At 67.2% G+C, this 26,042-nt stretch carries 24 protein-coding genes; 11 read left to right on the forward strand and 13 right to left on the reverse strand.

Annotation, left to right across the window (positions count from 1 at the left end):
- Nucleotides 1-97 precede the first annotated feature (97 nt).
- From GGC47_RS03480 to ispH, 6 genes are all read right to left on the reverse strand, one after another.
- Nucleotides 98-3,148, reverse strand: a complete 3,051-nt coding sequence (locus GGC47_RS03480; protein WP_142020142.1) for an autotransporter outer membrane beta-barrel domain-containing protein — start codon at nt 3,146-3,148, stop codon at nt 98-100.
- 197 nt (nt 3,149-3,345) lie between these two features.
- Entirely contained in the window at nt 3,346-4,119 is a 774-nt protein-coding gene (locus tag GGC47_RS03485) for an SDR family oxidoreductase (protein WP_142020141.1), read from the reverse strand.
- A 185-nt stretch (nt 4,120-4,304) separates the two neighbouring features.
- Entirely contained in the window at nt 4,305-5,954 is a 1,650-nt protein-coding gene (locus tag GGC47_RS03490) for a tetratricopeptide repeat protein (RefSeq protein ID WP_142020140.1), read from the reverse strand.
- 243 nt (nt 5,955-6,197) lie between these two features.
- A complete protein-coding gene (gene rnhA, locus GGC47_RS03495) occupies nt 6,198-6,647 on the reverse strand; it encodes a ribonuclease HI (protein ID WP_142020139.1) in 450 nt (149 codons plus the stop codon).
- 109 nt (nt 6,648-6,756) lie between these two features.
- Complete coding sequence (locus GGC47_RS03500) at nt 6,757-7,722, reverse strand: homoserine kinase (RefSeq protein WP_142020138.1); 966 nt, start codon at nt 7,720-7,722, stop codon at nt 6,757-6,759.
- A gap of 23 nt (nt 7,723-7,745) precedes the next feature.
- A complete protein-coding gene (gene ispH, locus GGC47_RS03505; protein WP_370954679.1) occupies nt 7,746-8,777 on the reverse strand; it encodes a 4-hydroxy-3-methylbut-2-enyl diphosphate reductase in 1,032 nt (343 codons plus the stop codon).
- Between the two features lie 208 nt (nt 8,778-8,985).
- Between ispH and GGC47_RS03510 the strand changes: the two genes are divergently transcribed.
- The 3 genes from GGC47_RS03510 to GGC47_RS03520 all read left to right on the forward strand — a co-directional run bounded on the left by GGC47_RS03510 (nt 8,986) and on the right by GGC47_RS03520 (nt 12,757).
- Nucleotides 8,986-9,636, forward strand: a complete 651-nt coding sequence (locus GGC47_RS03510; protein ID WP_142020136.1) for a glutathione S-transferase family protein — start codon at nt 8,986-8,988, stop codon at nt 9,634-9,636.
- Nucleotides 9,637-9,757: 121 nt separating this feature from the next.
- Nucleotides 9,758-11,620, forward strand: a complete 1,863-nt coding sequence (locus GGC47_RS03515) for a monovalent cation:proton antiporter-2 (CPA2) family protein (protein ID WP_142020135.1) — start codon at nt 9,758-9,760, stop codon at nt 11,618-11,620.
- Between the two features lie 216 nt (nt 11,621-11,836).
- On the forward strand, nt 11,837-12,757 hold the full coding sequence (locus tag GGC47_RS03520; RefSeq protein ID WP_112762923.1) for a DUF937 domain-containing protein: 921 nt from the start codon (nt 11,837-11,839) through the stop codon (nt 12,755-12,757).
- Between the two features lie 81 nt (nt 12,758-12,838).
- On the opposite strand, the gene GGC47_RS03525 is transcribed toward GGC47_RS03520, so the two are convergent.
- Together GGC47_RS03525 and GGC47_RS03530 are read right to left on the reverse strand one after the other, a co-directional pair.
- Entirely contained in the window at nt 12,839-14,734 is a 1,896-nt protein-coding gene (locus GGC47_RS03525) for a methyl-accepting chemotaxis protein (RefSeq protein WP_142020134.1), read from the reverse strand.
- A 159-nt stretch (nt 14,735-14,893) separates the two neighbouring features.
- Complete coding sequence (locus GGC47_RS03530) at nt 14,894-15,268, reverse strand: DUF1127 domain-containing protein (protein WP_133562269.1); 375 nt, start codon at nt 15,266-15,268, stop codon at nt 14,894-14,896.
- A 175-nt stretch (nt 15,269-15,443) separates the two neighbouring features.
- Between GGC47_RS03530 and GGC47_RS03535 the strand changes: the two genes are divergently transcribed.
- Complete coding sequence (locus tag GGC47_RS03535; protein ID WP_038360870.1) at nt 15,444-16,325, forward strand: LysR substrate-binding domain-containing protein; 882 nt, start codon at nt 15,444-15,446, stop codon at nt 16,323-16,325.
- 33 nt (nt 16,326-16,358) lie between these two features.
- On the opposite strand, the gene GGC47_RS03540 is transcribed toward GGC47_RS03535, so the two are convergent.
- The 3 genes from GGC47_RS03540 to GGC47_RS03550 form a co-directional block, all read right to left on the reverse strand.
- Nucleotides 16,359-16,538 carry a Flp family type IVb pilin gene (locus GGC47_RS03540; RefSeq protein ID WP_112762925.1) on the reverse strand — a complete coding sequence of 60 codons (180 nt, stop codon included), beginning with the start codon at nt 16,536-16,538 and terminating at the stop codon, nt 16,359-16,361.
- 91 nt (nt 16,539-16,629) lie between these two features.
- Nucleotides 16,630-18,009, reverse strand: coding sequence for a glutamate--cysteine ligase (locus tag GGC47_RS03545; protein ID WP_142020133.1), 1,380 nt, complete (start codon nt 18,007-18,009; stop codon nt 16,630-16,632).
- A gap of 172 nt (nt 18,010-18,181) precedes the next feature.
- Nucleotides 18,182-18,931, reverse strand: a complete 750-nt coding sequence (locus GGC47_RS03550; RefSeq protein WP_133562275.1) for a 16S rRNA (uracil(1498)-N(3))-methyltransferase — start codon at nt 18,929-18,931, stop codon at nt 18,182-18,184.
- 191 nt (nt 18,932-19,122) lie between these two features.
- Here GGC47_RS03550 and GGC47_RS03555 point away from each other — a divergent pair, with 191 nt between their 5' ends.
- Nucleotides 19,123-19,602, forward strand: coding sequence for a hypothetical protein (locus GGC47_RS03555; RefSeq protein ID WP_133562277.1), 480 nt, complete (start codon nt 19,123-19,125; stop codon nt 19,600-19,602).
- A gap of 19 nt (nt 19,603-19,621) precedes the next feature.
- The gene (ubiA, locus tag GGC47_RS03560; RefSeq protein ID WP_429066901.1) at nt 19,622-20,620 is read left to right on the forward strand and encodes a 4-hydroxybenzoate octaprenyltransferase; all 999 of its coding nucleotides are present in this window, start codon (nt 19,622-19,624) and stop codon (nt 20,618-20,620) included.
- Here ubiA and GGC47_RS03565 read toward each other — a convergent pair.
- Entirely contained in the window at nt 20,617-21,138 is a 522-nt protein-coding gene (locus tag GGC47_RS03565; RefSeq protein ID WP_429066903.1) for a DUF6101 family protein, read from the reverse strand. The genes ubiA and GGC47_RS03565 overlap by 4 nt on opposite strands.
- Nucleotides 21,139-21,386: 248 nt before the next feature.
- Between GGC47_RS03565 and GGC47_RS03570 the strand changes: the two genes are divergently transcribed.
- The 5 genes from GGC47_RS03570 to lpxK all read left to right on the forward strand — a co-directional run bounded on the left by GGC47_RS03570 (nt 21,387) and on the right by lpxK (nt 25,754).
- The gene (locus GGC47_RS03570; RefSeq protein ID WP_112762930.1) at nt 21,387-22,211 is read left to right on the forward strand and encodes a 3'(2'),5'-bisphosphate nucleotidase CysQ; all 825 of its coding nucleotides are present in this window, start codon (nt 21,387-21,389) and stop codon (nt 22,209-22,211) included.
- Between the two features lie 88 nt (nt 22,212-22,299).
- The gene (locus GGC47_RS03575) at nt 22,300-22,542 is read left to right on the forward strand and encodes a DUF4170 domain-containing protein (protein ID WP_038360861.1); all 243 of its coding nucleotides are present in this window, start codon (nt 22,300-22,302) and stop codon (nt 22,540-22,542) included.
- Between the two features lie 82 nt (nt 22,543-22,624).
- Nucleotides 22,625-23,377, forward strand: a complete 753-nt coding sequence (locus GGC47_RS03580) for a lysophospholipid acyltransferase family protein (RefSeq protein WP_112762931.1) — start codon at nt 22,625-22,627, stop codon at nt 23,375-23,377.
- Nucleotides 23,374-24,678 carry a 3-deoxy-D-manno-octulosonic acid transferase gene (locus GGC47_RS03585; RefSeq protein WP_112762932.1) on the forward strand — a complete coding sequence of 435 codons (1,305 nt, stop codon included), beginning with the start codon at nt 23,374-23,376 and terminating at the stop codon, nt 24,676-24,678. Before GGC47_RS03580 ends, GGC47_RS03585 begins: the two co-directional genes overlap by 4 nt.
- Nucleotides 24,678-25,754, forward strand: coding sequence for a tetraacyldisaccharide 4'-kinase (lpxK, locus tag GGC47_RS03590; RefSeq protein WP_142020131.1), 1,077 nt, complete (start codon nt 24,678-24,680; stop codon nt 25,752-25,754). Before GGC47_RS03585 ends, lpxK begins: the two co-directional genes overlap by 1 nt.
- On the opposite strand, the gene GGC47_RS03595 is transcribed toward lpxK, so the two are convergent.
- Entirely contained in the window at nt 25,725-25,946 is a 222-nt protein-coding gene (locus GGC47_RS03595) for a DUF2093 domain-containing protein (protein ID WP_038360852.1), read from the reverse strand. The genes lpxK and GGC47_RS03595 overlap by 30 nt on opposite strands.
- Nucleotides 25,947-26,042: the final 96 nt, after the last annotated feature.

Below are 26,042 nucleotides of genomic sequence, written 5' to 3' on the forward strand. Positions count from 1 at the left end.
CAGGGCTTGCGAACCTCCGTTCTCGGCGCCTCGCGACCTGTGAACGTTCTCGGTCTCGAACGGCCACTTTGGGCCGAACGAGACATTGATGGATTTCCTACCAACTGACGCGCAGGCCGGCCCGCCCGGTGATGCTGTGGCTGTCGGCGAAATGGGCCAGGCTGGTCTGGGCCTCGACCTCGCCATAGAGTGCATAGCGGCCCGTTTCGTATTTGGCGCCGAGGCCAAGCCCTCCCCAGAGCCGCTGCCCCCGGCTGGTCAACGGCGTGCCGGCGACCGTTACCGTCGTCCCGTCGAGGAATTCGTAATGCAGGTTGGCGATGCCGTAGAGCGAGGCATTGACCTGCCGCCCAGCGCTGTCGCGCCAGCTCTGCCGGTAATCCGCGGAGATGCCGAGCCGCCCGCGCAGGCTGTCGCCGTCGCCGAGCGCGACGCGGGCGCCGAATGGGTCGACGAAGCTGTCCGCATCGACATGTGAGTAAGTCAGTTGCGCCTGTGGCGTCAGCGACCAGGCACCTGACAGCGCGATGCGCTGCCCAATTTCCAGCCCCAGCGCATAGCCGAAGCCGCCCTTGCCCTTGGCGAGCTGACGCCCGGCCGTCGTGGAGGACAGGTCGCTGTCGAACCAGTTCAGCTTGGTCTGCGCATCGGCATAGAAGCCTGACGCGCCGTACCAGGTCAGCGCCCCGCCGAACCCGGTGCCGGAGGCCTTGATCTTGCCGCGCCCGAAGACCGACGAGATATCGGCCAGCGCTTCGCCATGATGCAGCGTCGCGCCTCCGACGAGCGTGCCGGCATCGCCAGCGTAAACCTGCCCGTCGGCGCCGGCCTGCAGGCGCCAGCTATCGATCGCGTAGCTCGTGCCGGTGGTCGAGAAGCCCGGCGTGACGCGGCTGTGGGCTGCATCGATGCGGGCCCAGATCGCCCGGCCTGCCGCATTCGCCGTGTCGTCAGGCCGGCCGTCGAAGCGCTCGCCGACGCGCTGACGCAGCGTCTGCAGCTCGTTCAGGCTCTGCAGGACCTGGCCATAGGCTTCGTAGATGGGGGCTCCGGGCTGGTAGATCGGGCCGATCTCGGTCGGGCCGGTCGACGGTGAGGTAGGAGGCGGTGAAGTTGGAGGTGGTGAGGTAGGAGGCGGCGTCAGATAGGCGGAGCGCAGATACCAATCGCCGTCGTTCGGCGTGCTGATGCCGTTCTTCTGCAGGGTGTAGGCGTAGGCGCCGGCGACGACGGCCGGCTGCCCCTGGAAGACATAGTTGCCCTGGAGCGTGAAGACGCCGTTCGAGGCCCCGCCGACATCGACGACCTTGATGCCCTCGATGGTCTGTGCGCCGGCACCACCCTGGTTCAGCACCGTGACGAGGGTCGAGCCTGCCGTGCTGCCAGTGATGACGAGGCGGTCGGACGGCGAGGCATCGCCGCCGAGCACGGTCTCGATCTCGAGCCGGCCGCCATTGCCGAGATAGTTGCCGTTGATCGTCAGCGTGCCGATCGAATTGCCGGGCGCGATCGTGCCACCCGGCTGGTTGATCGTGGCGCCGACCGTGCCGATGCCCTGCAGGCGGCCGCCGATGACCTCCATCGTCCCGCCGAGGACGCCGTTCACGGCGAGCGTGCCCGCCAAGACGCTGCCGGCGCCGGTGTAGGTCGCGCCGCTGTTGCCGGTCAGCTCCAGCTTGCCTGCGCCATCCTTGATCAGCGCGCCCGCGCCGGTGAAGGTTGGGGAGATGCCGATATCATGGCCATCCGTGTCGATGACGAGGCCATTCGCGCCGATGGCGATGGTGCGGGTGTCGAAATTGTTGAAAAAGTTGGAATTGTTTCGCGTCGCGCGCAGGAGGCCGCCATCGAAGGTGACGCTCGCGATCCCTGAGCCGCCCCGAATGCCGCCGGTTTCCAGAACGCCGCGATTGCTCGCCAAGCCCTGCACAAGCAGCGTCCCGCTGACTCCCGCGTTAACGCCGAGCAGAACACCGCCTTCGGCGCGAACCAGCCCGCCGTTCTCGACCGTCAGCGAACCGGCTCCGAAATTGCCGATGGTGAGGTTGAATGGCGACATCACCCATTTCGACCCCGCGCCTGTCACTGTGACCGTGCCGGTGTCATTGGCGCCGATATAGCCCTGATTGCTGATGACACTCGCGCCGTCTTCGATGCGCAAGGTGCCTGGGCCGAAGCTGCCGACGGTGAACTGTCCGATGGTGGTCCAGGTCGTGCCCACGCCGGTCAATACAGCGTCGCCGCGTGTATCACTGCCGATGACGCCGTCCGCGCTCGAAATGGTCGCACCGCCCTCGGCGCGCAAAGTTCCTGTCGAACCTACTGTGCCGTACTGGCCGACGGCCAGCCGGCCAGTGTTCTGCCAGGACGAGCCAAGCCCGCTAATCAAGGCGCTGCTGCCGCCACCGACGTTGCCGGCGGCGTTTGAAACCCGGCCGCCAGCCAGAATATTCAACGTTCCGGAACCGGAGTATCCGACATAAAGATCGCTGGCATTGGTCCATGTCGAGGCCGTGCCGTTGCTGCCGACGCCCGAAACCGTGACCGTGCCTTGGCTGCCGAGATTGTATCCGATGTAGCCGGCCAGGCTGCTGACCGTGCCACCATTCAGGATGCTCAGCGTTCCGGCGCCGTCGTATCCGACATAGAGCTCGAAGGCGTTGGTCCATGTCGAGGCCGTGCCGTTGCTGCCGATGCCGGAAACCGTGACCGTGCCCCCGCCGCCTGCGCCGGAAATGTAGCCGGCAAAGTTACTGACCGCGCCGCCATTCATGATGCTCAGGGAGCCGGCCCCTAATTGACCGACGACGAGGTCACCGTTGTTGGTCCAGCTGGATGCAATGCCGTTGCTGCCGACACCCGAGACAGTCACCGAGCCGTTGCTGTTCGTACCATCGCCGATGGTGCCGTAATCATTGGTCACGGCGCCGCCAGCCGTGATGTCGAGCTGGCCATCGCTGGTATTGCCGACCTGCAGGTCGCCAGTGATCGTCCAGCTCGGTGCATCGGCAGGTTTAGGATTCAGATCGTTGTTGCCCGTGACCATTTGTGCGCGTGCCGGAAGGCCGGTGGCGCAGACCAGTGCGACGAGCGCTGTCGACAGCAGCAGGGCCTGGCGACAATCGCGAGCGGCAGCCACGCTCTTCATCGCTCGTCTCGTCAATGTTCAGCCCCCACCCGATGATGTCGCCAGATTCCCCGCACAGGCACGTGTTCACGCGGAGAATCATGCCGAGAGCGAATCGCTACCGCCGGTCGCAAAAGGCTAGCATTCAATGGTTAATCATAGTGGTAGGACGCTGCTTCTCGGGACGGTTTTCGGTTCCAGAGAGCAACCGAACGACCTCACTTGGTGGTATAGCCACCGTTGACGAGAATCGTCTGCCCGGTCATCCACCAGCCATCCGAAACCAGAAAGCGGATGAAGGGCACGATGTCCTCGATGTCGGTCAGGCCTGTCTTGGTAAACTTCGACAGAGCTGCCGCCGCCTTGTGATAGGCTTGAGCGTCGGCGGCTTCCGCCGGATAGAAGAACGGCGTGTCCATCGGGCCCGGGCCGATGGCGGTCACCGAGATGCCGCGCTCGCCGAACTCTTTCGAAGCTGCGCGGGTGAAGTGCTCGACCGGCGCCTTCGTGCCGGCATAGGCGGCATAGAAGGGGGTGTAGGCGCCGAGCAGCGAGGTCACGAGCGTGCAGATCTTGCCGTTGTCGTTGACGTGCTTGCCGGCCTCCTTGAGGAAGAAGAAGGCGGATTTCGAATTCACCGCAGTCATTTCGTCGTACTCGGCCTCGGTGATCTCGACGAAGGGCTTCTTCAGAACCTTCCCGACCGTATTGATGGCGATGTCCGGTTTACCGATGGCGACGACGGTGTCGGCGAAGAGCTTCTCGACCGCGCCGGCCGTGGTCAGGTCGGACTGAAGGGCGACGGCCTTTGCACCGGCGGCCTTGATGGCTGCAACCGTCTCATCCGCCGCGGGTTTGGTCGCACTCGTGTTGTAGTGGATGGCCACGGCCTTCGCACCGTGCGCAGCAAGATCGCGGGCAAGCAGCCCGCCGAGGTTCTTCGCTCCCCCAGCAATGAGAACCGTCTTACCCTTGATGCCGTGATCGAGCATGTTCCGTCTCCACTGGTCGCAGCAGCCAAGGCGCGATCCTCGACGGAACTGAACGGGTTTTGGATACCTGACCAGAGCAGCGACAGTATCTGCTCCTGATGTCTCTTGACGGGATGCGTATTTTAAGCCGTGCGTCGGGCGCGGAAAGCTTCACGGCTTTCCGGCTTTCCGGCTTTCCGGCTCTTTCAAGGATCGATGCGAGTATCGGTCACCGCGAACCCGGCCTTGTCCAGGCCCTCCGCGATATGAGCGATGTAATCTTCCTGGAATTTGCGCCCGCGCCAATCGATATAGAATTCAGTGGCGTAGTTGGGCCTCAAATGGCGCAGGATTTGAAGATGCATCTCCGCTTTGGCTGTGGCGCCGAGCTGCCCGCAGATGGCGGCAAGCATAACGTGCAGGAAATAATATTTCTCATCAATGCTGAAATTTGAGGCAAGCTTAAAAGCGCCTTCGTAATCGCGCTTGCGATACAATTCCAGGATCGGGACGCCATATGCCATTGCAGGATGGTAATATCCGTGCGCGTTGGCTTGCCGCACAAGTTCGGCTCCCTCTTCATAGCGCCCCATGACATAGAGGCGATTGCCCAGCATCAATTGGTGTTCTCCGGATCCGGGATTCAAAGCTATGGCCTGCCGCCCCGCCCGCTCGAACTCCTCGAACTTCCCCATGGCGAACAGCACGGTCGAGCGCATGGTGTGCGCCAGAGCCGAGTGCGGTGCCGCGCGGATCGCTTGATCGGCCATGCCGAGAGCTTCTTGTAGTATCTTGCTGCTTTCAGTCAGTTTGGCGTAGAGCCCTCGAACCTCGTTCATGTGAATATAGGACAGCATCGCCCAAGCGTCCGAATAAAGCGGCTCTTTACTGACGGCGGACTCAAGACATTTTCGGATACTAATCTGCTCCGAATCCTCGAGCGTTGTCACATATGTAAAGGCGTGAACGACACAGCTATACGCATCCTGGTGCTTGTCGGGGTGGAGCTTGCGCTCATTCACATTGATGATGCCCCAGCGCTGCCCGATCTGCCTCGCGATGGCCTCGCCGACAGCCTTCTCCGCCGCCATCATCGAGGACGCTCCGGCGGATTCGATTTCCTCGCGCGACGCCAGAATGAGACCCGACCGGTGCTCGCTCAGCATCCAATGGCATCGCAGCACTCGATCCTCGACGTCGGCGGCAATGTCGAGGACATAGAGGCTGCCCGCCCCGCTGGGGCGCAGCGACGTGACGAGCTCCTCAAACGATTTGTGAGGCTCAAGACCGGCGATGCGCAGGCCGTGATAGGGAACGAGAGCCGCAACGACCGAGCGGATCATGCGAGACGATGCCTCGCCGGGGCCGCCGCCGGCCGCGGCCCTGACCACGATGATCGGGATCTTGTGCTCGGGGCCGCGCCGGGCTTCTTCCGGCCGCGCTTCCGCGGACATCGGCCGAAGTCCCGTCCTGACCAGGGTCTCGTTGCGGCCCGAAGACCCGCTCGCTTTCGCCTGGCGACGTTCGAAGCGCGGCACGTATCCGCCGACGGGCAGAAGAATCGCCACGCTCTCCGAGGCACCATCAACAGCGTAATAAAGGGCCAGCGCCGCGCGCAGGCGGGTTGCCTCGTTGCGAACGACGGCATCCTTGGCGGGGTCGAAATCGACGCCTCTGCCAAAGACGTCCACAGCGATCGTGTAGGCCTTCAGCTGGGCGCTTTTTCCTTCGATGGCCTTTTCGACGACATATCGGAGGAAGCGCGCGCCTCGTGCCGAAATCCGCGCGCCCGGCGCATTCAAGAGGTTGTCGAGCGCCGATGCGATTTCCCTCTCTTCAACGCCGTCGATGGGCATATCGCTGCTGGACCCACCCTGCCATGCACCCCGCGTGCGGGGAGCCGATTGCCACGGGGCGCAGTAATCTTTGCCTGACTGCGCGTTACTTCACTGCAGCATAGTGCTCCGCATTCAACAATTGTCCGCCCCTAAAATTTCCGAATATTTTGCTCAGGGTCCCAAATGCGCTCCAAATGGCGCGAGACCATTTCCGCCTTAAGGCGTGCAGCCTTATGCCCCAAGCTGAGGACAGCTTAGGGCTTATCTTCCACCGGGCTTGAACGGCGCCATGCCGGCGCGTGCCAGCGCGTCGGCGCGCTCGTTCATCTCGTCGCCGGCGTGGCCCTTGACCCATTTCCACTCGATCTTGTGGCGGCCCAACGCCGTTTCGAGGCGCTGCCAGAGCTCAGCGTTCTTGACCGGCTTGCGGTCGGCCGTCTTCCAGCCGTTCTTCTTCCAGCCATGTATCCAGCCGGTGATCCCCTGCCGCAGATACTGGCTGTCGGTGTGGAGCGCGACCGTGACGGGCCGCTTCAGCGCCTCCAGCGCAGCGATCGCCGCCATCAGCTCCATGCGGTTGTTGGTGGTCTGGGCCTCGCCGCCGGAGAGTTCCTTCTCGACGCCATTGAAGGTCAGGATCGCGCCCCAGCCGCCGGGGCCGGGATTGCCCGAGCAAGCGCCGTCCGTCCAGACTTCGACCGTATCGCTCATGGCAGGCCCCGCCGGTTTTTGGTCGCGCGAATGGGGCAAGCCCCAAGCGCGCCGGGGCCAGGGCTCCCGGAACAAGCGCCATCCGTCCAGACTTCGACCGTATCGCCGCTCACCGCTTAAGCCCGTATTCGCGCGCGTCGAGCACGCGCTGGTGGAAGACGAGCTTGCGGTCGTATTCGAGCGGATCGAGCGGCTTCACCAATGCATCGGGCGGCACGTTCAGCCAGTCGACGAGGCGGGTCAGCAGGAAGCGCAGCGCCGAGCCCCGGCAGAGCTGCGGCAGCGCCTCGACCTCCGCCTGCTCGAGCGGGCGGACGCTTTCATAGCCCGCCAGAAAGGCCTGCCCCTTGGTGAGGTTGAAGGAGCTGTCGGCCTCGAAGCACCAGGAGTTCAGGCAGATGGCAAGGTCGTAGGCGAAGGCATCGGTGCAGGCGAAATAGAAATCGATCAGCCCCGAGAGCCTGTCGCCGAGGAAGAAGACGTTGTTGGGAAAGAGATCGGCATGGATGACACCGCGCGGCAGGCCATTCGGCCAGCTCGCCTCATGCACCGCGATCTCGGCGGCGACGCGGCGCGCGAGGCCCGGCGAAACCTTGTCGGCCTCGGTGCCGGCCTGCTCGGCGAGCGGGCGCCAGCCCGGCACGGAGAGCGCATTGACGCGCTCCATGGCGAAGTCCGAGCCGGCGGCGTGGAGCTGCGCGAGGCCCCGGCCGAGCTCGTGGCAATGCGCGGCGGTCGGGCGGCGCACCGACAGCCCGTCGAGGAAGGTGACGATTGCCGCCGGGCGGCCAGCGAGACGCCCCAGCATCTCGCCGCGGCTGTCCTCGACCGGCTGCGGACAGATCAGTCCGCGCGCGGCGAGGTGCTGCATCAGCCCGAGGAAGAAGGGCAGATCGTCCGGGTTCACCCGCTTCTCGTAGAGGGTGAGGATATAGGCGCCTTGCGTGGTCCGGATCAGGTAGTTCGAGTTTTCGACGCCCTCGGCGATGCCCTTGGCGGACAGCAGCTCGCCAATGCCGTAGCGCGCCACGAAGGCAGCCATCTCGTCATCGGGCACTTCGGTATAGACGGCCAAGATCGGTCGCTTTCTGGTTGGATTTATTCGGCCGCGGCCGGTGCCGCATCGCCGCGCAATTCGCGCGGCAGCGGGAAGAACACGTCCTCGCTCGCCGTCGAGACCGTCTCGACGCGGACGTCGTAGCGCTCGGCGAAGGCGTCGATGATCTCCTCGACCAGCACCTCGGGCGCGCTGGCGCCGGCGGTGATGCCGAGGCTGCGGATATTCCCGAAGGCGGACCAGTCGATCTCGTCGGTGCGCAGGACGAGGCGCGCCACCGGGCAGCCGGCGCGCTCGGCGACCTCGCGCAGGCGCTGCGAATTCGAGGAATTGGGCGAGCCGACGACGATCAGCCCCTCGACCAGCGGCGCCACGCGCTTCACCGCCTCCTGGCGATTGGTCGTGGCGTAGCAGATGTCTTCCTTGTGCGGCGCGATCAGCTCCGGGAAGCGGAGTTGCAAGGCCTCGACGATCTCGCGGGTGTCGTCGACGGAGAGCGTCGTCTGGGTGACATAGGCCAGCGGCTTGCCCGGCAGAGGCTCGAGCGCGGCGACATCGGCGAGCGTCTCGATCAGCGTGATCGCGCCCTCGGGCAATTGCCCCATCGTGCCGATCACCTCCGGGTGGCCGGCATGGCCGACGAGCAGGATGTGGCGGCCCCGCTTGTGATGGACCTCGGCCTCGCGATGGACCTTGGTCACCAGCGGACAGGTCGCGTCGATGGCGAAGAGGTTGCGCGCCTTCGCCGCCGCCGGCACCGCCTTGGCGACGCCATGGGCGGAGAAGATCACCGGCCTCGTCTCGTCCGGCACCTCGTCGAGCTCGGCGACGAAGACTGCGCCCTTCCGCTTGAGGGATTCGACCACGTATTTGTTGTGCACGATCTCGTGGCGGACATAGACCGGCGCGCCATGCAGCGTCAGCGCCTTCTCGACCGCGTCGATGGCGCGCACGACGCCGGCGCAGAAGCCGCGCGGGGCACAGAGCAGAATGTCGAGCGGCGGCTTGGTCACGCGCGGGAAGATCTCCGGTCGGGTCAGCGTCTTCTTTCGGCGGGAAGACGGCGATGTCAAGGAAACGCGATGCAGGTTTGACATACAGGTTGATATAAACTTATTTTCCCGCACGCCCAACAGAAGCTCCTGCGAGGCGACCCGGCCTGCGCTGGCGATATCCGGCATCTGCCGGCGCAGCGCCCGATATCGCACTCGTCCACGCTTCGACCAAGGGCAGCCGCCGCCCGGCAGGAATGGGCGGCAACGACGAACAGGAGAAAACGCCATGACGATCCATGTCTCCGCCTTCCGCTGGGTGCCGCCCTTCGCCCAGGGCCATGTCCGCGATCTCAGGGTGCGCTGGGCGCTGGAAGAAGCCGGCCTGCCCTATCAGGCGGCGCTGATCGGCCCGGCCGACCAGAGTTCCGAGACCTATCGCGCCTGGCAGCCCTTCGGGCAGGTGCCGGCCTTCCGTGACGGCGAGGTCGAGCTGTTCGAATCCGGGGCGATCGTGCTCTATCTCTCGCGCCAGTCCCCGGCGCTGGCGCCGAAGGACGAGGCCGGCCGCGCCCGGGTCGCGACCTGGATCCTCGCGGCGCTCAACTCGCTCGAGCCGCATGTCGGCCAGCTTGCCCTCACCGATATCTTCCACAAGGGCGAGGCCTGGACGGTCGAGCGCCGGCCGCAGATCGTCGCGATGGTCGAGAAGCGCCTGCAGCAACTCGAGGCATGGCTCGACGGCAAGGACTATCTCGAAGGCCGCTTCACCGCCGGCGACCTCATCATGGCGAGCGTCCTGCGCGACGTGCCGGACGACATCCTGTCGCGTTTCCCGCGGCTTGAGGCCTACCGCGCCCGCTGCATCGCGCGGCCGGCCTTCGTGCGGGCGCTGGAGGCGCAGATGGCGCCCTTCCGCGAGAACGCTCCGGCCGCTTGAGGCCGCTACGCACCGAATGCATGGCGCGAGACAATTCCCCCTCGCGCTCTGCAAGGCGAGCGCCTAGATAAGGGCAGTCGGCCCCCCGAGCCGGCCGTGCCCCCTACAGCGTGAGCCGCCCATGGCCGATGCCGTTTCCCATGCGAGCTACCTGCCGCCGATCCTGACCTTCTGCACTGGTGCGGTGATTGCGGTGCCGCTGTTCCGCAAGCTCGGATTGTCGGCGGTGCTCGGCTATCTGGCGGCCGGCGTCGTGATCGGCCCCTCGCTGCTCGGTGTCATCAAGGATCCCGACGCCATCCGCGGCACGGCCGAGATCGGCGTGGTGCTGCTGCTGTTCCTGGTCGGCCTCGAGCTGCAACCCTCCCGCCTCTACTCGATGCGGCGGGACATTCTCGGTTCAGGACTGGCGCAGATGGCGGTGAGCGCGACCGTCATCGGCCTGGTCGGCTGGCGGTTCGGGCTTTCGGTCGGGGGCGCGATCGCGGTCGGCGTTGCGCTGGCGCTCTCGGCGACCTCCATCGCCCTGCAATTGCTGGAGGAGCGCGGCGACAGCAACGAGACCTATGGCCGGCGCACCTTCTCGATCCTGCTCTTCCAGGACATCGCGATCGCGCCGGTGCTGGCGTTGCTGCCCTTGCTCGCCACCACCGGCGCGGAATCCGGCAGTGCGATGCGGGCGCTGGCGAGCTTCGGCATCGCGATCGCGGCCGTCGTCGCGATCGTCTTCGCCGGCCGCTACCTGCTCAACCCGTTCTTCCGCATCCTCGCCAATAGCGGCGCCAAGGAGGTGATGACCGCGGCTGCCCTGCTCATCGTGCTAGGGGCAGCGCTGCTGATGGAGCATGTCGGGCTCTCCATGGCGATGGGCGCCTTCCTCGCCGGGCTGATGCTGGCCGACTCGCATTTCCGCCACGAGCTCGAAGCCGATATCGAACCGTTCCGCGGCGTGCTGCTCGGCCTGTTCTTCATGGCGGTCGGCATGTCGCTCGATCTCAAGCTGGTCGTCGAAAACGCATTGCTGCTCGCCATCGCGGCGCCGCTGCTCGTGCTATTCAAGATTGCCGTCGTCGCCTCGATCCTGCGGGCGTCCTGCTCGTCGACGCTGGAAGCCATCCGGGCCGGCGCCCTGCTCTCGCCGGCCGGTGAATTCGCCTTCGTGCTCCTGCCGCTCGGCGTGGCGCATGGGCTGCTCAACCCGCAGCAGGCGGCCATCGTCACCGCGCTCGCCGCGATCAGCATGCTGCTCGGCCCGATCGTCGCGAAGCTGATCGACAACGTCCTGCTCGCGCGCATCACGCCCGAGACGATGGACGAGGATTTCGACGGCGTCGGCGACAGCCAGGTGATGGTGATCGGCTTCGGCCGGTTCGGGCAGGTGGTGACGCAGGCGCTGCTGCTCCAGCACGTCAACATCACCGTCATCGATTCCGATGTGGAGCAGATCCGCGCCGCCGCGCGCTTCGGCTTCAAGGTCTATTACGGCGACGGGATGCGGCTCGACGTGCTGCGCGCCGCCGGCGCGGGCAAAGCCCGCGTCATCTGCATCTGCGTCGACGACAAGAACGCCGCCCTGCGCATCCTCGAAATGGTGAAGTCGGAGTTCCCCAATGTGCGGGTGCATGCCCGGGCCTTCGACCGCATCCATGCCATCGACCTGATGAAGGCGGATGTCGACTACCAGATGCGCGAGACCTTCGAATCGGCGCTGGGCTTCGGCCGCGTCACGCTGGAGGCGGTCGGGCTGACCCGCGACGAGGCCGATCTCGTGATCGACCATGTCCGCGACCGCGACGCGCAACGCATGGAAATCCAGTTCAACGAGGGCATTGCGGCCGCCCTCAACCGGGTCCCACGCGTGACGCCGGAGCCGCTGGTCAAGCCCAAGGGCAAGTCCAAGGCGCTCACGGCCGAGACGCAGGAGGTCATCGAGGATGGCGGGGCCGAGGTCGCTGTCGGCGGCGTCGGCGAACCGGAGCGCTGAGCGCCAGCCGGCGCCGCCGTCATGCCCGGGCTCGACCCGAGCATCTCAGGAAAGAAGGGCGCTTGCTCCTGTGAGAGGCGCCCTTTTCTGCAAGAGATTCCCAAGTCTACGCTTCGCTGCGCCCGAGAATGACGCGCCTCGTTCCCAAGGCGACTTGCCGGGGCCCCGCGCGCTGCTATCGTCGCGACAGAGCCAGCAACGGCCCGGGAGGCGTCCATGATGAACCTGTTCGAGATCATGCAATCGGCCCAGAATGGCCAAGCAATGCAGAATCTCGCCCGGCAATACGGGCTGAGCCAGCAGCAGACCCAGGCCGCGCTCGATGCGCTGCTGCCGGCTTTCTCCATGGGGCTGCAGCGCCAGACGCAGAATCCCTATGCCTTCGGCTCGCTGGCGCAGATGATGACCGCCTCGCCCTATGCGCGCTTCTTCGAGACCTCGGGCGGCAGCATCCCGCAAGGCGCGCAGATGGCCGGCAACGATGTGCTGGGCCAGCTCTTCGGTTCGACCGAGGTGAGCCAGGCGATTGCGGCGCAGGCTGCGGCGACGAGCGGCGTCAGCCAGGCCATCCTCAAGCAGATGCTGCCGGTGATCGCCTCGATCCTGATGGGCGGCCTGTTCAAATCCACCAACAACGAGGGGCTCGGCGGCATTCTCGGCCAGTTCGCCGAGATGATGCGCGGCCAGATGCCCGGCATGCAGCCGGCGCCGCAACCGCAGGCCCAGCCGCAGATGCCGGCCAATCCGATGGATGCGATCCTGCGCGGCATGTTCGGCCAGGGCGCGGGGGCAGGCCAGCCTCAGCCACAGCCGCAAGGAAACCCCGGCGCCGCGGCCAACGACCCGTTCGGCGGCATGCTCGGCCAGATCCTCGGCGGCATGTTCGGCGGCGCGGCCGCGCCCGAACCCGCCCCGCAGCAGCCATCTCAGCCCCGCAGCGCGCCGCAGCGCCCCGCGCCTGCCCCGGAGCCCGCGCCGGACGAGTCCGCGCCCTCCGCCTCCGCACCCGGGCCCGGTTCGATCGGCCTCGACGCGCTGAACCAGATGTTCGAGCATGGCCGGCAGATTCAGGACGACCACCAGAGCGCGCTGAAATCGATCCTCGACGCCATGCTCGGCGGCGGCCAGCGGCGCTGAAACGACAGACCGGACGCAGCAGCGTCCGGTCCTGCATTTCCCATCGGCGGTCTCAGACGAGCTTCCGCGGCTTGCGGGCGCTCAAGCCGGCCGGCGCTGCTGCCAGTTCTGGTCCGCCTGCACCATGACCGCGGCCATGCCGCGCAGCTCGGCCGCATCGTCGCGGGTGCGGAAGCTGGCGACGAGATCGTTGAGGCGCTGGATCTGGCTGGCCAGGGCCGTCGCCGAGGCGGCGCTCTGCTCGGCGAGCGCGGCGTTCTGCTGGGTCATCTCGTCCATATGGGCGACGGCCTGGCTCATCTCGTCGATGCCATTCGATTGCTCGGCCGCGGCCGAGGAGATGTCCGAGACCGTGGCGGACACCTTCTGCGAGGCTTCGACGATCCGCTCCAGGGCGGTGCCGGCCGAGCGCACGAGGCCGACGCCCTGCGCGACCTCCGCCCCGGATTCGGTGATGAGCGTCGTGATGCCCTTGGCGGCCTCGCTGGAGCGCTGGGCGAGCGTGCGCACTTCGGAGGCGACCACGGCGAAACCCCGGCCGGCATCGCCGGCACGCGCCGCCTCGACCGCCGCGTTGAGCGCCAGCAGATTGGTCTGGAAGGCGATCTCGTCGATGACGGTGGTGATGTCGGAGATCTTGCGCGAGGCGGTCTCGATTCGCGCCATGGCGTCCACGGCATCCTTGACGATGGCACCGCCCTTGCGCGCGACCTCCATCGCCTCGTCGGCGAGCGCGACCGCCTGCATCGAGGCCTGGGCCGAGGCTTTGACGGAAGCGGCGAGCTCCTCGGTCGTGGCGGCGGTCTCCTCCAGCGAGGAGGCCTGCTCCTCGGTGCGCTTGGAGAGGTCGTCGGCGCCGGTGTTGATCTCCTGGGCGGCGTTGCCGACATCGCCCGAGGTCGACTGGATGGTGCGGATCGTCTCCGCGAGATGGGCGACCGCCATGTTGAAATCGTCGCGCAGCTTCTCGTATTCGGCAGCGAGATCGGCCTCGATCCGGCAGGTGAGATCGCCGCGCGAAAGCCGGTCGAGCCCTTCGGCCAGCGCCTCCATCACCTTGGCCTGCTCGGCGGCGAGGAGCTCGTGCTCGCGGGCGCGGGCGGCGCGCTCCTGCTCGGCGAGGCGGCGCTGCGCCTCCGTCGCGTCGCGGCTCTCGGCCGTCTCCGCCTCGAGACGCCGGACCGCCAGCCCGTTCTCCTTGAAGACCTGCACGGCCCGCGCCATGGCGCCGACCTCGTCGTGCCGGTTCTGGCCGTCGATCTCGACCGTGTAATCGCCGGCGGCGAGATCGTCCATGCGCGCCTTGAGGGTGTCGAGCGGCCTGGTGATGGACTGCCGCGCGAGCAGAATCGCCCCGATCAGGCCGAGCAGGACCCCGGCGACGGAGAGCGCCAGCAGGATCAGGTTGAGCTGCTTCGCCTCCGCGTCAAGCGCCTGCCCGTCGGCTTGGGTCTGGCTCTTGATGTCGCCGTTGAGCTTGACCGCATCAGCGACGATGGCGCCGAAGGCGCGGTCCAGCTCCGACATCACCGACAGCGCCGCCAGATCCTCGTCGCGCGCGGCCTGGGCCAGCACGTCGTCGATCTTCGGCTTCAGCTCAGAAAGCGCCCGCGCGAGCTTGTCGAACTCGGCGTGGCGCTCGGGAAAGCTGATCTTGGCGTTGACGAGCTGCTGGAGCGCGAGATCGTAATCCTTGCGGACATCCGCGATGCTCGTGGTGTTCTGCTTCATGTATTCGGGATAGGCGATCGCCTTATACAGGTCGCGCAGCACATAGCTCGTCACGAGCGTCGACTGCGCCGAATCGAGGATCGCGGCGGAGCGCTGATCGATCAGATCGGAATAGCTCTTGTTGATGCGCTGATATTCGTGCCCGGCATAGATCGCAGTACCGATGCTGATCAGTCCGATCGCAATCAATGGAATGGCGATCTTGGTGCGAATCCTCAGATCCTTGAGGCGCAGAGAGAACTTCATGCCCGTGCCCACCCCGTCAGGCGGCCGGCCGGCCGCATCCGGCGGACACATTTCAGCCAAATGCATAAAATTGCGTTAGGACATGCCTCCGCTGCTCCGGCGCATAAAAAAGGGCGGAAGCACGAAGCTTCCGCCCACAGAGACGCTGACGCCAAGGGGTCAGGCGCAGCGTGCAACCATGAAATCTGCGTTCTTCGCCAGCACCGGCTCCGGCACGGTCGGCTGGGTGCCGGCATGACGGACGGCCTGCTCGCGCCGCGCCTTGGCGATATCGGCATTGGAGCGTGACCGCGCGGCCAGCACCGCGGAGGGATCGTTGAGCCAGGACGTCGCCAGCGCGCCGGCGATATCGGAGCGGACGAGGCCGATATCCTTGAGGCCGCGCTCATCAAGCTCGGCGAGGCGCATCACCTCGCGTCGATGGATCAGGGCGCGCAGGAGGAATACGGGCTTTTGGATTCCAGCGGCGGCGATGCGCACGACACCGGCCGGAACCGATGACAGCGTCTTCGTGGCAATGGTCATGAGCAGCATGACGGCCTCCAATGGAATGCGAGAACGGATCGACGTTCCCCTTCAGCCCGGACGCGCCAACTGGCTGAAATCCCGGAGAACGATTGAACGATAGCGAGACGCTGGCCATCAGCCAAACGAATGGTTATGATGCTTGACAGCACGGATATTGATGAACGCACGACGGGGGATCGCCATGGCCCATGTGCTCGACGCCGACCAGTTGAAGACCTTCGTCGCCATTGCCGACACCGGCTCCTTCACCCGCGCGGCGGAGATCGTGTTCAAGACGCAATCGGCCGTCTCGATGCAGATGAAGCGGCTGGAGGAGCGGGTCGGGCGGCCGCTCTTCGGGCGCGACGGACGCCACGCCAAGCTGACCGAGGATGGCGAGCGCCTGCTCGACTACGCCCGCCGGATCGTCAGGCTGAACCTGGAATGCGTCGCGACCTTCACCGATGCCGATCTGAAGGGGCGCATCCGGCTCGGCGTGCCCGACGATTATGCCGACCGCTACCTGCCCGAGATCCTCGCCCGCTTCGCGCGCTCGAACCCGCGCGCCGAGGTCACCGTCGTCTGCGAGCCGACGCCGATGCTGGCCGAGCGGATCGCCACCGGCGACATCGACCTCGCCATCATCACCCATGTCGAGAGCCGCGGCCAGGGCGAGATCATCCGCATCGAGCCGCTGCTCTGGGTCACCTCCGCCCGCCATACCGTGCATGAGGAAGACCCGCTGCCGCTGGCGCTGGGGCGGCCGACCTGCAACTGGCGGCAGGCGGCGGTCGATGCGCTGGAGGCCAAGGGCCGCCGGTTCCGCGTGCTCTATGCGAGCTGGAACTCGACGGCGGTCGGCGCCGCGGTGGTCGCAGGGCTCGCCGTCTCGGTGCTGCCGGAAAGCGCGGTGAGGCCGGGCATGCGGATTCTGGGACCGTCGGAGGGCTTCGCGACCTTGCCGTCCTGCAAGATCGGCCTGCTGCGCACGCGCTTCGACCCGTCCGTGCTCTCGAATGCGCTGGCCGAGCACATCATCCAGAGCCTCGACAATCTGGCGAGCTTCAAGACCGCGGCGGAGTGAGAGGAGCTTGCGCGACGCGAAGGGCGCGCAGGATCACGGAGAGGGAAAGGCGGCGGCGACCGACTGGAAGAAGCCGAGCACGGTCTGGCCGACTTGCGTCGCCCCGGCGACGATGGAGATTGAGATCAGGACGCCGATAAGGCCGTACTCGATCGCCGTCGCGCCGCGTTCGTCGCGCAGAAAAGCGTCAAGGTTGGGGCCGATCCGATTCATGACGATAGGTTATGGCGGCGAGCTGCGGCCAAATCGTTAATCCGGCCGCTGCAATGCGCCGAATATCGCTTTTTTCCGGCGCGTAAGGGCTTTACAGCGCCAGTTCTGTGAAGACCGGCTCGACCTTGCCACCCCATGAGCCGCGATAGCGCGCTTCCAGGCGCTGCGCGAGCGTCTGCCCGCTGGCCAGGATCTCCTGCAAGGGAGCGAGGTAGACGCTCTCGTCATCGCCAGCCGCGTCGCGGCGGGCCCGGCGGGCGAGGCCGGCACGCGACAATTCCAGCACGTCGCTCGCGATCTCGCCAAGCTTGCGCCCGGCGATGGAGGCATCCAGACCCAGCTTGGGCGCCGCATCGCGCAATCCCTGCCGCTGCTCGGCGCTCCAGCCCTTGACCAGATCCCAGGCGGCGTCGAGCGCGCCGCGGTCATAGAGCAACCCGACCCAGAAGGCGGGCAGCGCCGCCAGCATGTCGGCGGGGCCGGCATCGGCGCCGCGCATCTCGAGGAAGCGCTTCAGCCGGACCTCCGGGAACAGGGTCCCGAGATGGTTGACCCAGTCCGACATCGTGGCGCATTCGCCCGGCAGCTGTTTCAGCTTGCCCGCCATGAGGTCCCGGAAAGAGGCGCCGGCGACGTCGTGATAGGTCTCGCCGCGCTTGACGAAATACATGGGAACGTCGAGCGCCCAATCGACATAGGCCTCGTAGGACATGCCCTCGTCGAAGGCGAAGGCGAGCATGCCGGAGCGGTTATTGTCGGTATCGCGCCAGATCTCCGAGCGCATCGACTGGAAGCCGTTCAGCTTGCGCTCCAGGAAGGGCGAGGAGGCGAACAGGGCCGTCGCGAATGGCTGCAGCGCAAGCGAGACGCGCAGCTTGCGCACCATGTCGGCCTCGCTGGCGAAATCGAGATTGACCTGCACCGTGCAGGTCCGGAACATCATGTCGAGCCCCATCGTGCCGACCTTCGGCATATAGTTCGCCATGATCTTGTAGCGGCTCTTCGGCATCATCGGCGTCTGCGCCCGCGTCCAGAGCGGGGAGGCGCCGAGCGCGGCGAAGCCGATGCCGTGCGGTTCGGCGACCGCCTTGACGTCGGCGAGATGGGCAGCGAGCTCGGCCTGCGTCTGATGGATGGTCTCGAGCGGAGCGCCCGAGAGCTCGAACTGGCCGCCGGGCTCGAGCGAGATCGCCCCGCCCCCGTCGGGGCCGCCGAGACCGATGACGTTGCCGGCGTCGACGATCGGTTCCCAGCCGAGACGCTGCTGCATGCCTTCGAGCAAGGCGCGGATGCCGCCCGCCCCGGCACGGCCCTCATAAGGCACCGGAGCGAGGTCCTCCCGGTAAAACGGGAACTTCTCGTGCTCCGTCCCGATCCGGAAACGCGATTCCGGTTTCTCGCCGGCAGCGATCCAGGCAATCAGCTCCTCCTTGGAGCCGATCGGAGTCGAGTCGGACACATCGCGAGCCATGGGCGCTCCGGCAGAACAGGCAATAAAGCCAAGGCTCCCGGCGGCTGGGAGGCCGCGGGTTCAAGGCGTAGGGCGAACAGACATAGGCGAGAGCCCGGCGCGCGACAACGACCCGGACCTTGCATTCGTGAAAGGGCGGCAAGCGCTGGCGGCAGGTCCGGCGCCGGAACGCTCAGCGCCGCCCCGCCCAATCGCCGAGCACCGCCTGCACGACGGCGAGCGCCGCGACGGCGGCGGTATCGGCCCGCAGGATGCGCGGACCCAGCGAAATCGCCAGCGTCTGCGGGCGCGCGGCGATCAGCCGGCGCTCGGCCTCGTCGAAGCCGCCCTCCGGCCCGATCAGCACCGCGAGCGGGCCGGCGGCATGGGCCTGCAGTGCCGCAATCGGGCTGCCCTGCTCCAGCCCCTCATCGCAGAAGATCAGCAACCGGGCCGGGTCCAGCGCCGCGAGCGCGGCCTCGAGCGAGGTCTCGGCCTCGATGCGCGGCAGGCTGAGGATGCCACATTGCTCGGCGGCCTCGACGGCATTGGCCCGCATCCGGTCGAGGTTGAGCCGCGAGACCTGGGTGCGGCGGGTGATGACGGGCTGGAGCAGGCCCGCGCCCATCTCGACCGCCTTCTGCGCCATATAATCGAGCCGCGCATGCTTCAGCGGCGCGAAGAGATAATGCAGGTCCGAGGGCGGCGGCTGATCCTTCACCCGGCGGTCGAGAATCAGCCGCGCCGCCTTGCGCCCCTCCGGCGCGACGCGGGCCAGCCATTCGCCGTCGCGCCCGTTGAAGACGAGGACCGCCCCATCGGCCTTGAGCCGCAAGACGTTGAGCAGATAATTCGACTGATCCCGCTCCAGCGGCAGTTCACCGCCGGCAGCGAAAGCGGCATCGATGAAGAGCCGATGGCGTGCAAAATCGGGGATGGACATCGGCGAAGCCGCCTCCTGCATCTACAAATTTGTTGTGAGCAGCGCGAAAACCGCCACAATCCTCGCCTAACGGCAAGTGCTTCCTCCGAGATGGCAGATGGACTTGCAAGAGTCGTTGGCGTTAACAGCGCCTGCTGTTAAGGACATGTTCACAGATCGGCGCGACAGGCCGGCAAGCGGAGAAGGGAATCATGCGGCTCAGGACGGCTTCGGGATTGGCAGCGACATTGGGCCTCGCCATGGCATCGCTCGTGATCGCCTCCCCGGCCAGCGCGCAGGTTTCCGGCTGCGAGCCGCTGCAGAAGCTGCTGACGACGCGGCAGGCGATGGTGGCCAAGATCACCGCCGCGCAGAAGGCCAAGCGCAAGATGACGCCGCAGGAGGCATGCAGCACCTTCGGCTCGCTCGTGAACAACGGCAACGAGACGCTGAAATTCGCGTCCGCCAACCAGGACTGGTGCCAGATCCCGGCCACGTTCATCGAGGGGCTCAAGAACGACAACGCGCGAATCGGGACGTTTCGCGGCCAGGCCTGCAATGCGGTGAAGCAGCAGGCGGCGATGCAGCGGCGCGCGCAGCAGCAGGCCCAGAGCGCCAACCCCTTCGGCGGCGCGGATTCGATCACCAGCGGCGCCGGTGGCGGGCTGAAGGTCCCACAGGGCGCGCTCTAAGACGGAAGGCGGGCCGGCCATGGCGGACCCTGTCCACGCCGGTCCCACGCCGGGGCGCGACGCGCTCCATTCCGGCGCGTCCTTGCCGGATGCCCCCCTCCCCGACGCGCTGAGCGGTCACTGGGTCGACACGCGCGCGCCGCGCGCGATCAGGCCCTATCTCAAGCTCGCGCGGATCGAACGGCCGATCGGCTGGTGGCTCATTCTGCTTCCGTGCTGGTGGGCGGCCGGGCTGGCCGCGATCGCGGCCGGCCAGCCATATCCCAATCCCTGGCACTGCCTGCTCTTCCTGATCGGCGCTGTGCTGATGCGCGGAGCCGGCTGCACCTTCAACGACATCATCGATCGCAAGCTCGATGCCGAAGTCGCGCGCACGCGCGGCCGCCCGCTGCCCTCCGGGCAGGTCACGGTCGCGGCGGCAGTGCTGTTCATGGTCGCGCAGGCGCTCGCTGCCCTGCCGGTGCTGCTGCAGTTCAACCGCTTCACGGTCCTGCTCGGCATCGGTTCGCTTGCGATCGTGGCGATCTATCCGTTCATGAAGCGCATCACCAACATGCCGCAATTCGTGCTCGGCCTCGCCTTCTCCTGGGGCGCGCTGCTCGGCTGGAGCGCCGTGTTCGGCCGGCTCGACGCGCCGGCCTACCTCACCTATGCGGCCGCCATCGCCTGGACGGTCGGCTACGACACGATCTATGCGATGCAGGATATCGAGGACGACGCCATCGCCGGCATCAAATCGAGCGCGCGCTATTTCGGCGACCATACGCGCGAGGCCGTCGCGCTCTGCTTCGCCCTGACGGCTGTGCTCAGCGGCATCGCGATCTGGCTGGTCAATGGCGGGGCCTTCGCCTGGCTCGGCTTTGCCGCCTTCGTCGGCCATCTCGGCTGGCAGGTGACGCGGATCGAGGGGGCGAGCGCGGCGCAGGCGCTGATGCTGTTTCGCTCGAATCGGAATGCCGGGCTGCTGCTCGCCGCGGGGCTGGCGCTCGACGCGATCAGCCGGCACGCCTTCGCTTAATCGACCAGGCGCTCATTGGCGAGGACGACCGGCAGATCGGCCAGACGGCCGGGCTTGCGGCGCGTCAGGAAGCGCGGGCGGCGCCCGTTCAGGAAGGCATGGCGGCGGCGGATCCGCACCGGCCCCAGCGCGACGCGGCCGATCTGCGGAAACGGCTCGCTCACCGTGCCGTCGACGGATTCGAGCAGCAGCGGCAAGCCGCTGCGGCGACCGCAATCGCGCCAGAGCGCAACCGCATCGGCCTGATCGGCGCTGGCGATCACGATCGAGCGCCCGTCGCCGGCCGTCAAAGCGAGCTCGAAGCGCTCATCCTCGCCCGTCGGATTGGCAAGCCGCAGCGCGACCCCGCTCCACCCCGCCGAGGCGCGCAAAATCCGCACGGAGCCGACGCGCTCGATGCCCGGCGCCGATGGCTGGCGCGGCATCGGGTTGCGGGGGACGATCGCTGTGGTGAACGGCCCACCGGAGAGATGCGGCACAAAACCGCTCTCTCCGGCGACCGGCGTGACGCTGGCCATCGGTAATAACGCCTTTCCTAATCCCTGCTGCAACGGAGTCCTCTGTCGGATGCGGGACTCTCGTGCTTGCCGGGTGAGGATGTGCCGCAGGCGTGTCCGAGCGCTTAAGGGGTTGGGTTAAAGGAGCGTGATTTCCGCTCTATCGGGGCCAGGATGGCCCCTTTTCTGCATGATGCTTGACGGAATCTTTCAGCGCGATGGCGCATTTTCGGCTTGAAACCGCGGCATTCGCATTCGATAGGGAAGCCATGAGCGCATCCACGCTACCCATCGCCGCCGACCTCCTGAAGGCGGCGAGCGAGAGCTGCCTCGAAGCCGGAAGCCTCGCCCTCGATCTGTTCCGACCGGGAGAGCAGACCGCCGCGCGGACCTGGGCCAAGAGCGGCGGCTCACCGGTGACGGAAGCCGATATCGGCGTCGACACCTTCCTGCGCGTGCGCCTCTCGGCGCTACTGCCCGAAGCCGCCTGGCTCTCCGAGGAAACGGTGGACGACGCGCTGCGCCTGACGCGCCGCTTCGTCTGGGTGGTCGACCCGATCGACGGTACGCGCGCCTATATGAGCGGCTCGCCGGACTGGGCCGTCTGCGTGGCGCTGCTCGACGAGGGCGTGCCGATCCTCGGCGTCGTGCATGCTCCGGCCTGCGCCGCGACCTACACCGCCATTGCCGGGAGCGGCGCGAAGCGCAATGGCGAAGCCATCCGGGCTTCGTCGGGCCGGACGCTCGCCGGCGCCAGGATCGCCGGGCCGAAGCCGATGCTCGACGCGCTGGCGCGGGTGCAGCCTTTCGAGGCGGTCGGCAAGATCCCCTCCCTCGCCTTGCGGCTCACCCGCATCGCCGACGGCACGATCGATGCCGGGTTGATCTCGCCCGATGCGCGCGACTGGGACCTCGCCGCGGCCGACCTCGTGCTGCGCGAGGCCGGCGGCCGGCTGAGCGGCGGCGATGGCGGGCCGGTGACCTATAACCGCCCCGTGCCGGTTCACGGCATGCTGGTCGCCAGTTCCGATGCGCTCGCGGCGCCCTTGCTCAATGCTCTCGAGCAATTGCGCGGTCAGCCGCAGCCGAGCTGAACTTTTTCATCGAAGACGCGGCCACCCGGCTCGCGCCCGCGCGCGGGATGGCTTATGGGGGCGCGGACCAATCCTGCTGGAGAGAACGATGAGCGCGGAACCGGACCAGAAGCAGCTTCTCCATCTCGTCTTCGGCGGCGAGCTCGACTCGCTCGACGGCGTCACCTTCAAGGACCTGTCGAAGCTCGACATCGTCGGTATTTTCCCGAACTACGCCAGTGCCCATATGGCCTGGAAGGCCAAGGCGCAGCAAACGGTCGACCAGGCGCAGACACGTTATTTCGTCGTGCATCTGCACCGCCTGCTCGATCCCGACGCGACCAAGGCCTGAGACCGAGATACCGATTCCCGATTCCGCATCGGGCCGAAAGCCGAAAGCGTTTTTTCGGCCCGATGCATGAGACAAGAGGCAGATGGGTTTTTCGATCCTCAAGACACGCGTGGCGCAGGAAGCGCTCGGCCGGCTTCTGGCCGGCTATCTGCGCCTGGTGCGGCGCACGAACCGGATCGTATTCGAGCCTGCCGACATCTATGACCATGTCCGGCCGGAGCTGCCGGTCATCTATGCGATGTGGCACGGCCAGCACATCATGATCCCCTTCGCGCGGCCGGATTGGATGCCGGCGGCCTCGCTGGTCTCGCGCCATGGCGATGGCGGCTTCAACGCCGTGGCGCTGCGCGAACTCGGCATCGGCTCGATCCGCGGCTCGGGCGCGCGCGGCCGCCGGAAGGTGCGCGAGAAGGGAGGCGCCGGCGCCTTCCTCGCCATGGTGAAGCGGCTCGCAGCCGGCGTCTCGATGGTGCTGACGGCCGATATCCCGAAGCAGGCCCGCGTCGCCGGGCCTGGCATCGTGGCGCTGGCGCGCGCCTCCGGCCGGCCGATCCGCGCCGTCGCGGTGGTGACCAGCCGCCGCGTCGATTTCAACAGCTGGGACCGTGCCTCGATCGGCCTGCCCTTCGGGCGCTGCGCCATCGTGGTGGGCGAACCGATCACGATCGCGCGCGATGCCGACGAGGCAACGCAGGAGGCGACGCGGCTCGCCGTGCAGGCCAGCCTCGACGCCGTCCATGCCCGCGCCTACGCGCTCGTCGGCAGCCGGGATCCCGGCGCCGGCCTGCGCGACGAGCAGGAAGCCCGGCGAACTCTGGCCGAGACGCCGGCATGAGCGGCAAGGGCGCCCTGATCCGAAGCTACCGGCTGGCGACCGCCCTGCTCGAACCGGCCGCGGCCGGACTGCTGCAATGGCGCCGCCGCCAGGGCAAGGAGGATGCGGAAAGGCTCTCCGAGCGGCGTGGCTACGCCACCGTCAAGCGTCCGAACCGCCCGCTGGTCTGGCTGCACGGGGCCAGCGTCGGCGAGACCGTGACGCTGCTGCCGCTGATCGCCAGGCTCCAGAAGCGCGGGCTCGCCGTGCTCGTGACCTCCGGCACGGTGACCTCGGCGCGGCTTCTCGCGGCGCGCCTGCCGGCCGGCGCCATCCACCAATATCTCCCGCTCGACGTGCCACGCTACATGCGTCGCTTCCTCGATCACTGGCAGCCGGAACTCTGCCTGATCTGCGAATCCGAGATCTGGCCGAACCTGCTGATCGAGGCGCAGCGCCGCAGCGTCCCGGTCGTGATGGTCAACGGGCGGATGTCGGAACGTTCCTTCGCGCGCTGGTACAAGCGGCCACGGGCGGCGCGCTTCCTGCTCTCCTGCTTCGAGGCGTGCCTGGCGCAGTCGCAGGCCGATGCGGAGCGGCTGGCGCAGCTCGGCGCGCCACGCGTCAGCGTCGCCGGCAACCTCAAATTCGACGTGCCCGCCCCGCCGGCCGACCCCGACACGCTCGCCATCCTCGACGGCATGACGACGGGGCGCCCGGTCTGGATCGCCGCCAGCACGCATCCGGGCGAGGACGAGCTCGTGCTCTCCGCCCATCTCGCGCTGAGATCCCACCTGCCGAAGCTGCTCACCATCGTCGCCCCGCGCCATCCGCAGCGCGGTGCCGAGATCGAGGCGCTGGCGCAGGCCAACGATGTCGGCGTCGCGCGCCGCGCCGCCGGCGAAAGCCCGGAACGCGATGTCGAATTCTACGTCGCCGATACGCTGAACGAGCTCGGCCTGCTCTACAGGCTCTCGCAGGTCGCCTTCCTCGGCGGCTCGCTGGTGGAAGGCATCGGCGGGCACAACCCGATCGAGCCGGCCAAGCTCGGCTGCGCGCTGCTGCACGGCCCTTACGTGCACAACAATGCCGAGATCTTCGCCGCCTTCGACAGCGACGGCGGTTCGCGCGAGGTCGCCGATGCGCAGGCGCTCGCCGGGGCGGTGCATCGCTGGCTGAGCGACCCGGCCAGCGCCCGGCAGGCGGCGCGCGCGGCGGCGCATACGGCGAGCGAGCTCGGCGGGGCGATCAACCGCACGCTGCAGGCCATCGAGCCGCTCCTGATGCGCGCCGCGCTCGGCCAGCGCGAGAGCGCGCCCTGATGTCTGGATCACAGGCGGGATCCAAGCGAAAAACCGGTTTCCACTTTTTCGCATCCCGCCTCAGTGCGCCGCGCTTCTGGTGGCGCGACCGGCCGGGGCTGCTGGCCCGGCTCTTCTCCCCGCTCGGGCTGGTCTATGGCGCGATCACGCTGCGGCGCATGCGCAAACCCGGCGCGGAAGCGGGCGTGCCGGTGATCTGCGTCGGCAATTTCATCGCTGGCGGCGCCGGCAAGACGCCGACCGCGATCGCGCTGGCCGGGCTGCTGCGCGCGCGCGGCGAGACGCCCTTCGTACTGATGCGCGGCTATGGCGGGAGCTTGCCCGGCCCGGTCGAGGTCGATCCCGCGCGGCATGGCCCCACCGAGGTCGGCGACGAGGCCGTGCTGATGGCAGGCCATGCCCGCACGGTCATCGCCCGCGACCGCATCGCCGGCGCGGCGCTGGCCCGTGCCCGTGGCGCGAGCGTGATCGTCATGGATGACGGCTTGCAGAATCCGGCGCTCGCCAAGCAGCTGCGACTGGCGGTCGTCGACGGCGCGAGCGGCGTCGGCAACGGCCTCAGCCTGCCGGCGGGGCCGCTGCGGGCACCGCTGGCGGGCCAGCTCGATTGTACCGATGCGGTGATCGTGATCGGACCGGGAGCGGCAGGCGCGCGCGTCGCCGAGGCGGCCGCAAGGCAGGGCAAGGCGGTCATCGCGGCGCGGCTCGAACCCGACGGGCAGATCGCCGGGACGCTGCGCGGACGGAAGGTCCTGGCGCTCACGGGCATCGGCCGGCCGGAGAAATTCCGGGCCACGCTGGAATCCATCGGCGCCATCATTGCGGTCGAACGGGCTTTCGGCGACCACCATGCCTATTCGGCAGCGGATGTCACGGGCGTTATCGCGCAAGCGCGGTCAGGCGACCTGCTTGTCGCCACCACCGAAAAGGACATGACCAAGTTGGCGGCGCTCTGGCCGCAGAGCGAAAGGCAGCGGCTCGTCGTGCTGCCCGTCAGGCTGGTCTTCGACGCGCCGGAGCGGATCGCAAAGCTATTGGAAACGCCCTCAGCCGCGGCCGGCGCGACGCAGCCTTAGCAGGGCCGCCTCGGGCGAGGCATAGGCTTCCTGCCACTCGACCGACCAGTAGCGCAGATCGTCCAGGCGGATCGGCGCGCCGGTGACGGCGCAGCGCACGAAGCCGCCCGGCTTGATCACGCGGAATTCGCCGTGACCGTAATCGACGACCGCTTCGGGAGCGGGAGTGGGAAGGCGCTCGCTGATATTCATCAAAATCGTATTAAATCATTGATTGCGAAACGGAAAGCCGGGATAATCACTGCGCGGTGTCATTTTCCGGTCGGCGATGTCCAGTGTCCTGCGCCT

Origin of the sequence: Allobosea sp. OAE752, assembly GCF_050433265.1 — a bacterium.
Taxonomy (GTDB): domain Bacteria; phylum Pseudomonadota; class Alphaproteobacteria; order Rhizobiales; family Beijerinckiaceae; genus Allobosea; species Allobosea spartocytisi.

Bases quoted from the DNA above. Each gene is read 5' to 3' on its own strand.
- GGC47_RS03595 (WP_038360852.1), bottom strand. From the start codon at position 25,946: ATGAATATCAGCGAGCGCCTTCCCACTCCCGCTCCCGAAGCGGTCGTC.
- ubiA (WP_429066901.1), top strand. From the start codon at position 19,622: ATGGCGGACCCTGTCCACGCCGGTCCCACGCCGGGGCGCGACGCGCTC.
- GGC47_RS03565 (WP_429066903.1), bottom strand. From the start codon at position 21,138: ATGGCCAGCGTCACGCCGGTCGCCGGAGAGAGCGGTTTTGTGCCGCAT.
- lpxK (WP_142020131.1), top strand. From the start codon at position 24,678: ATGTCTGGATCACAGGCGGGATCCAAGCGAAAAACCGGTTTCCACTTT.
- GGC47_RS03545 (WP_142020133.1), bottom strand. From the start codon at position 18,009: ATGGCTCGCGATGTGTCCGACTCGACTCCGATCGGCTCCAAGGAGGAG.
- GGC47_RS03535 (WP_038360870.1), top strand. From the start codon at position 15,444: ATGGCCCATGTGCTCGACGCCGACCAGTTGAAGACCTTCGTCGCCATT.
- GGC47_RS03520 (WP_112762923.1), top strand. From the start codon at position 11,837: ATGATGAACCTGTTCGAGATCATGCAATCGGCCCAGAATGGCCAAGCA.
- GGC47_RS03510 (WP_142020136.1), top strand. From the start codon at position 8,986: ATGACGATCCATGTCTCCGCCTTCCGCTGGGTGCCGCCCTTCGCCCAG.
- GGC47_RS03555 (WP_133562277.1), top strand. From the start codon at position 19,123: ATGCGGCTCAGGACGGCTTCGGGATTGGCAGCGACATTGGGCCTCGCC.
- GGC47_RS03580 (WP_112762931.1), top strand. From the start codon at position 22,625: ATGGGTTTTTCGATCCTCAAGACACGCGTGGCGCAGGAAGCGCTCGGC.
- GGC47_RS03575 (WP_038360861.1), top strand. From the start codon at position 22,300: ATGAGCGCGGAACCGGACCAGAAGCAGCTTCTCCATCTCGTCTTCGGC.
- GGC47_RS03480 (WP_142020142.1), bottom strand. From the start codon at position 3,148: ATGAAGAGCGTGGCTGCCGCTCGCGATTGTCGCCAGGCCCTGCTGCTG.
- GGC47_RS03540 (WP_112762925.1), bottom strand. From the start codon at position 16,538: ATGAATCGGATCGGCCCCAACCTTGACGCTTTTCTGCGCGACGAACGC.
- GGC47_RS03515 (WP_142020135.1), top strand. From the start codon at position 9,758: ATGGCCGATGCCGTTTCCCATGCGAGCTACCTGCCGCCGATCCTGACC.
- rnhA (WP_142020139.1), bottom strand. From the start codon at position 6,647: ATGAGCGATACGGTCGAAGTCTGGACGGACGGCGCTTGCTCGGGCAAT.
- GGC47_RS03550 (WP_133562275.1), bottom strand. From the start codon at position 18,931: ATGTCCATCCCCGATTTTGCACGCCATCGGCTCTTCATCGATGCCGCT.
- GGC47_RS03525 (WP_142020134.1), bottom strand. From the start codon at position 14,734: ATGAAGTTCTCTCTGCGCCTCAAGGATCTGAGGATTCGCACCAAGATC.
- GGC47_RS03490 (WP_142020140.1), bottom strand. From the start codon at position 5,954: ATGCCCATCGACGGCGTTGAAGAGAGGGAAATCGCATCGGCGCTCGAC.
- GGC47_RS03530 (WP_133562269.1), bottom strand. From the start codon at position 15,268: ATGCTGCTCATGACCATTGCCACGAAGACGCTGTCATCGGTTCCGGCC.
- GGC47_RS03485 (WP_142020141.1), bottom strand. From the start codon at position 4,119: ATGCTCGATCACGGCATCAAGGGTAAGACGGTTCTCATTGCTGGGGGA.
- GGC47_RS03570 (WP_112762930.1), top strand. From the start codon at position 21,387: ATGAGCGCATCCACGCTACCCATCGCCGCCGACCTCCTGAAGGCGGCG.
- GGC47_RS03585 (WP_112762932.1), top strand. From the start codon at position 23,374: ATGAGCGGCAAGGGCGCCCTGATCCGAAGCTACCGGCTGGCGACCGCC.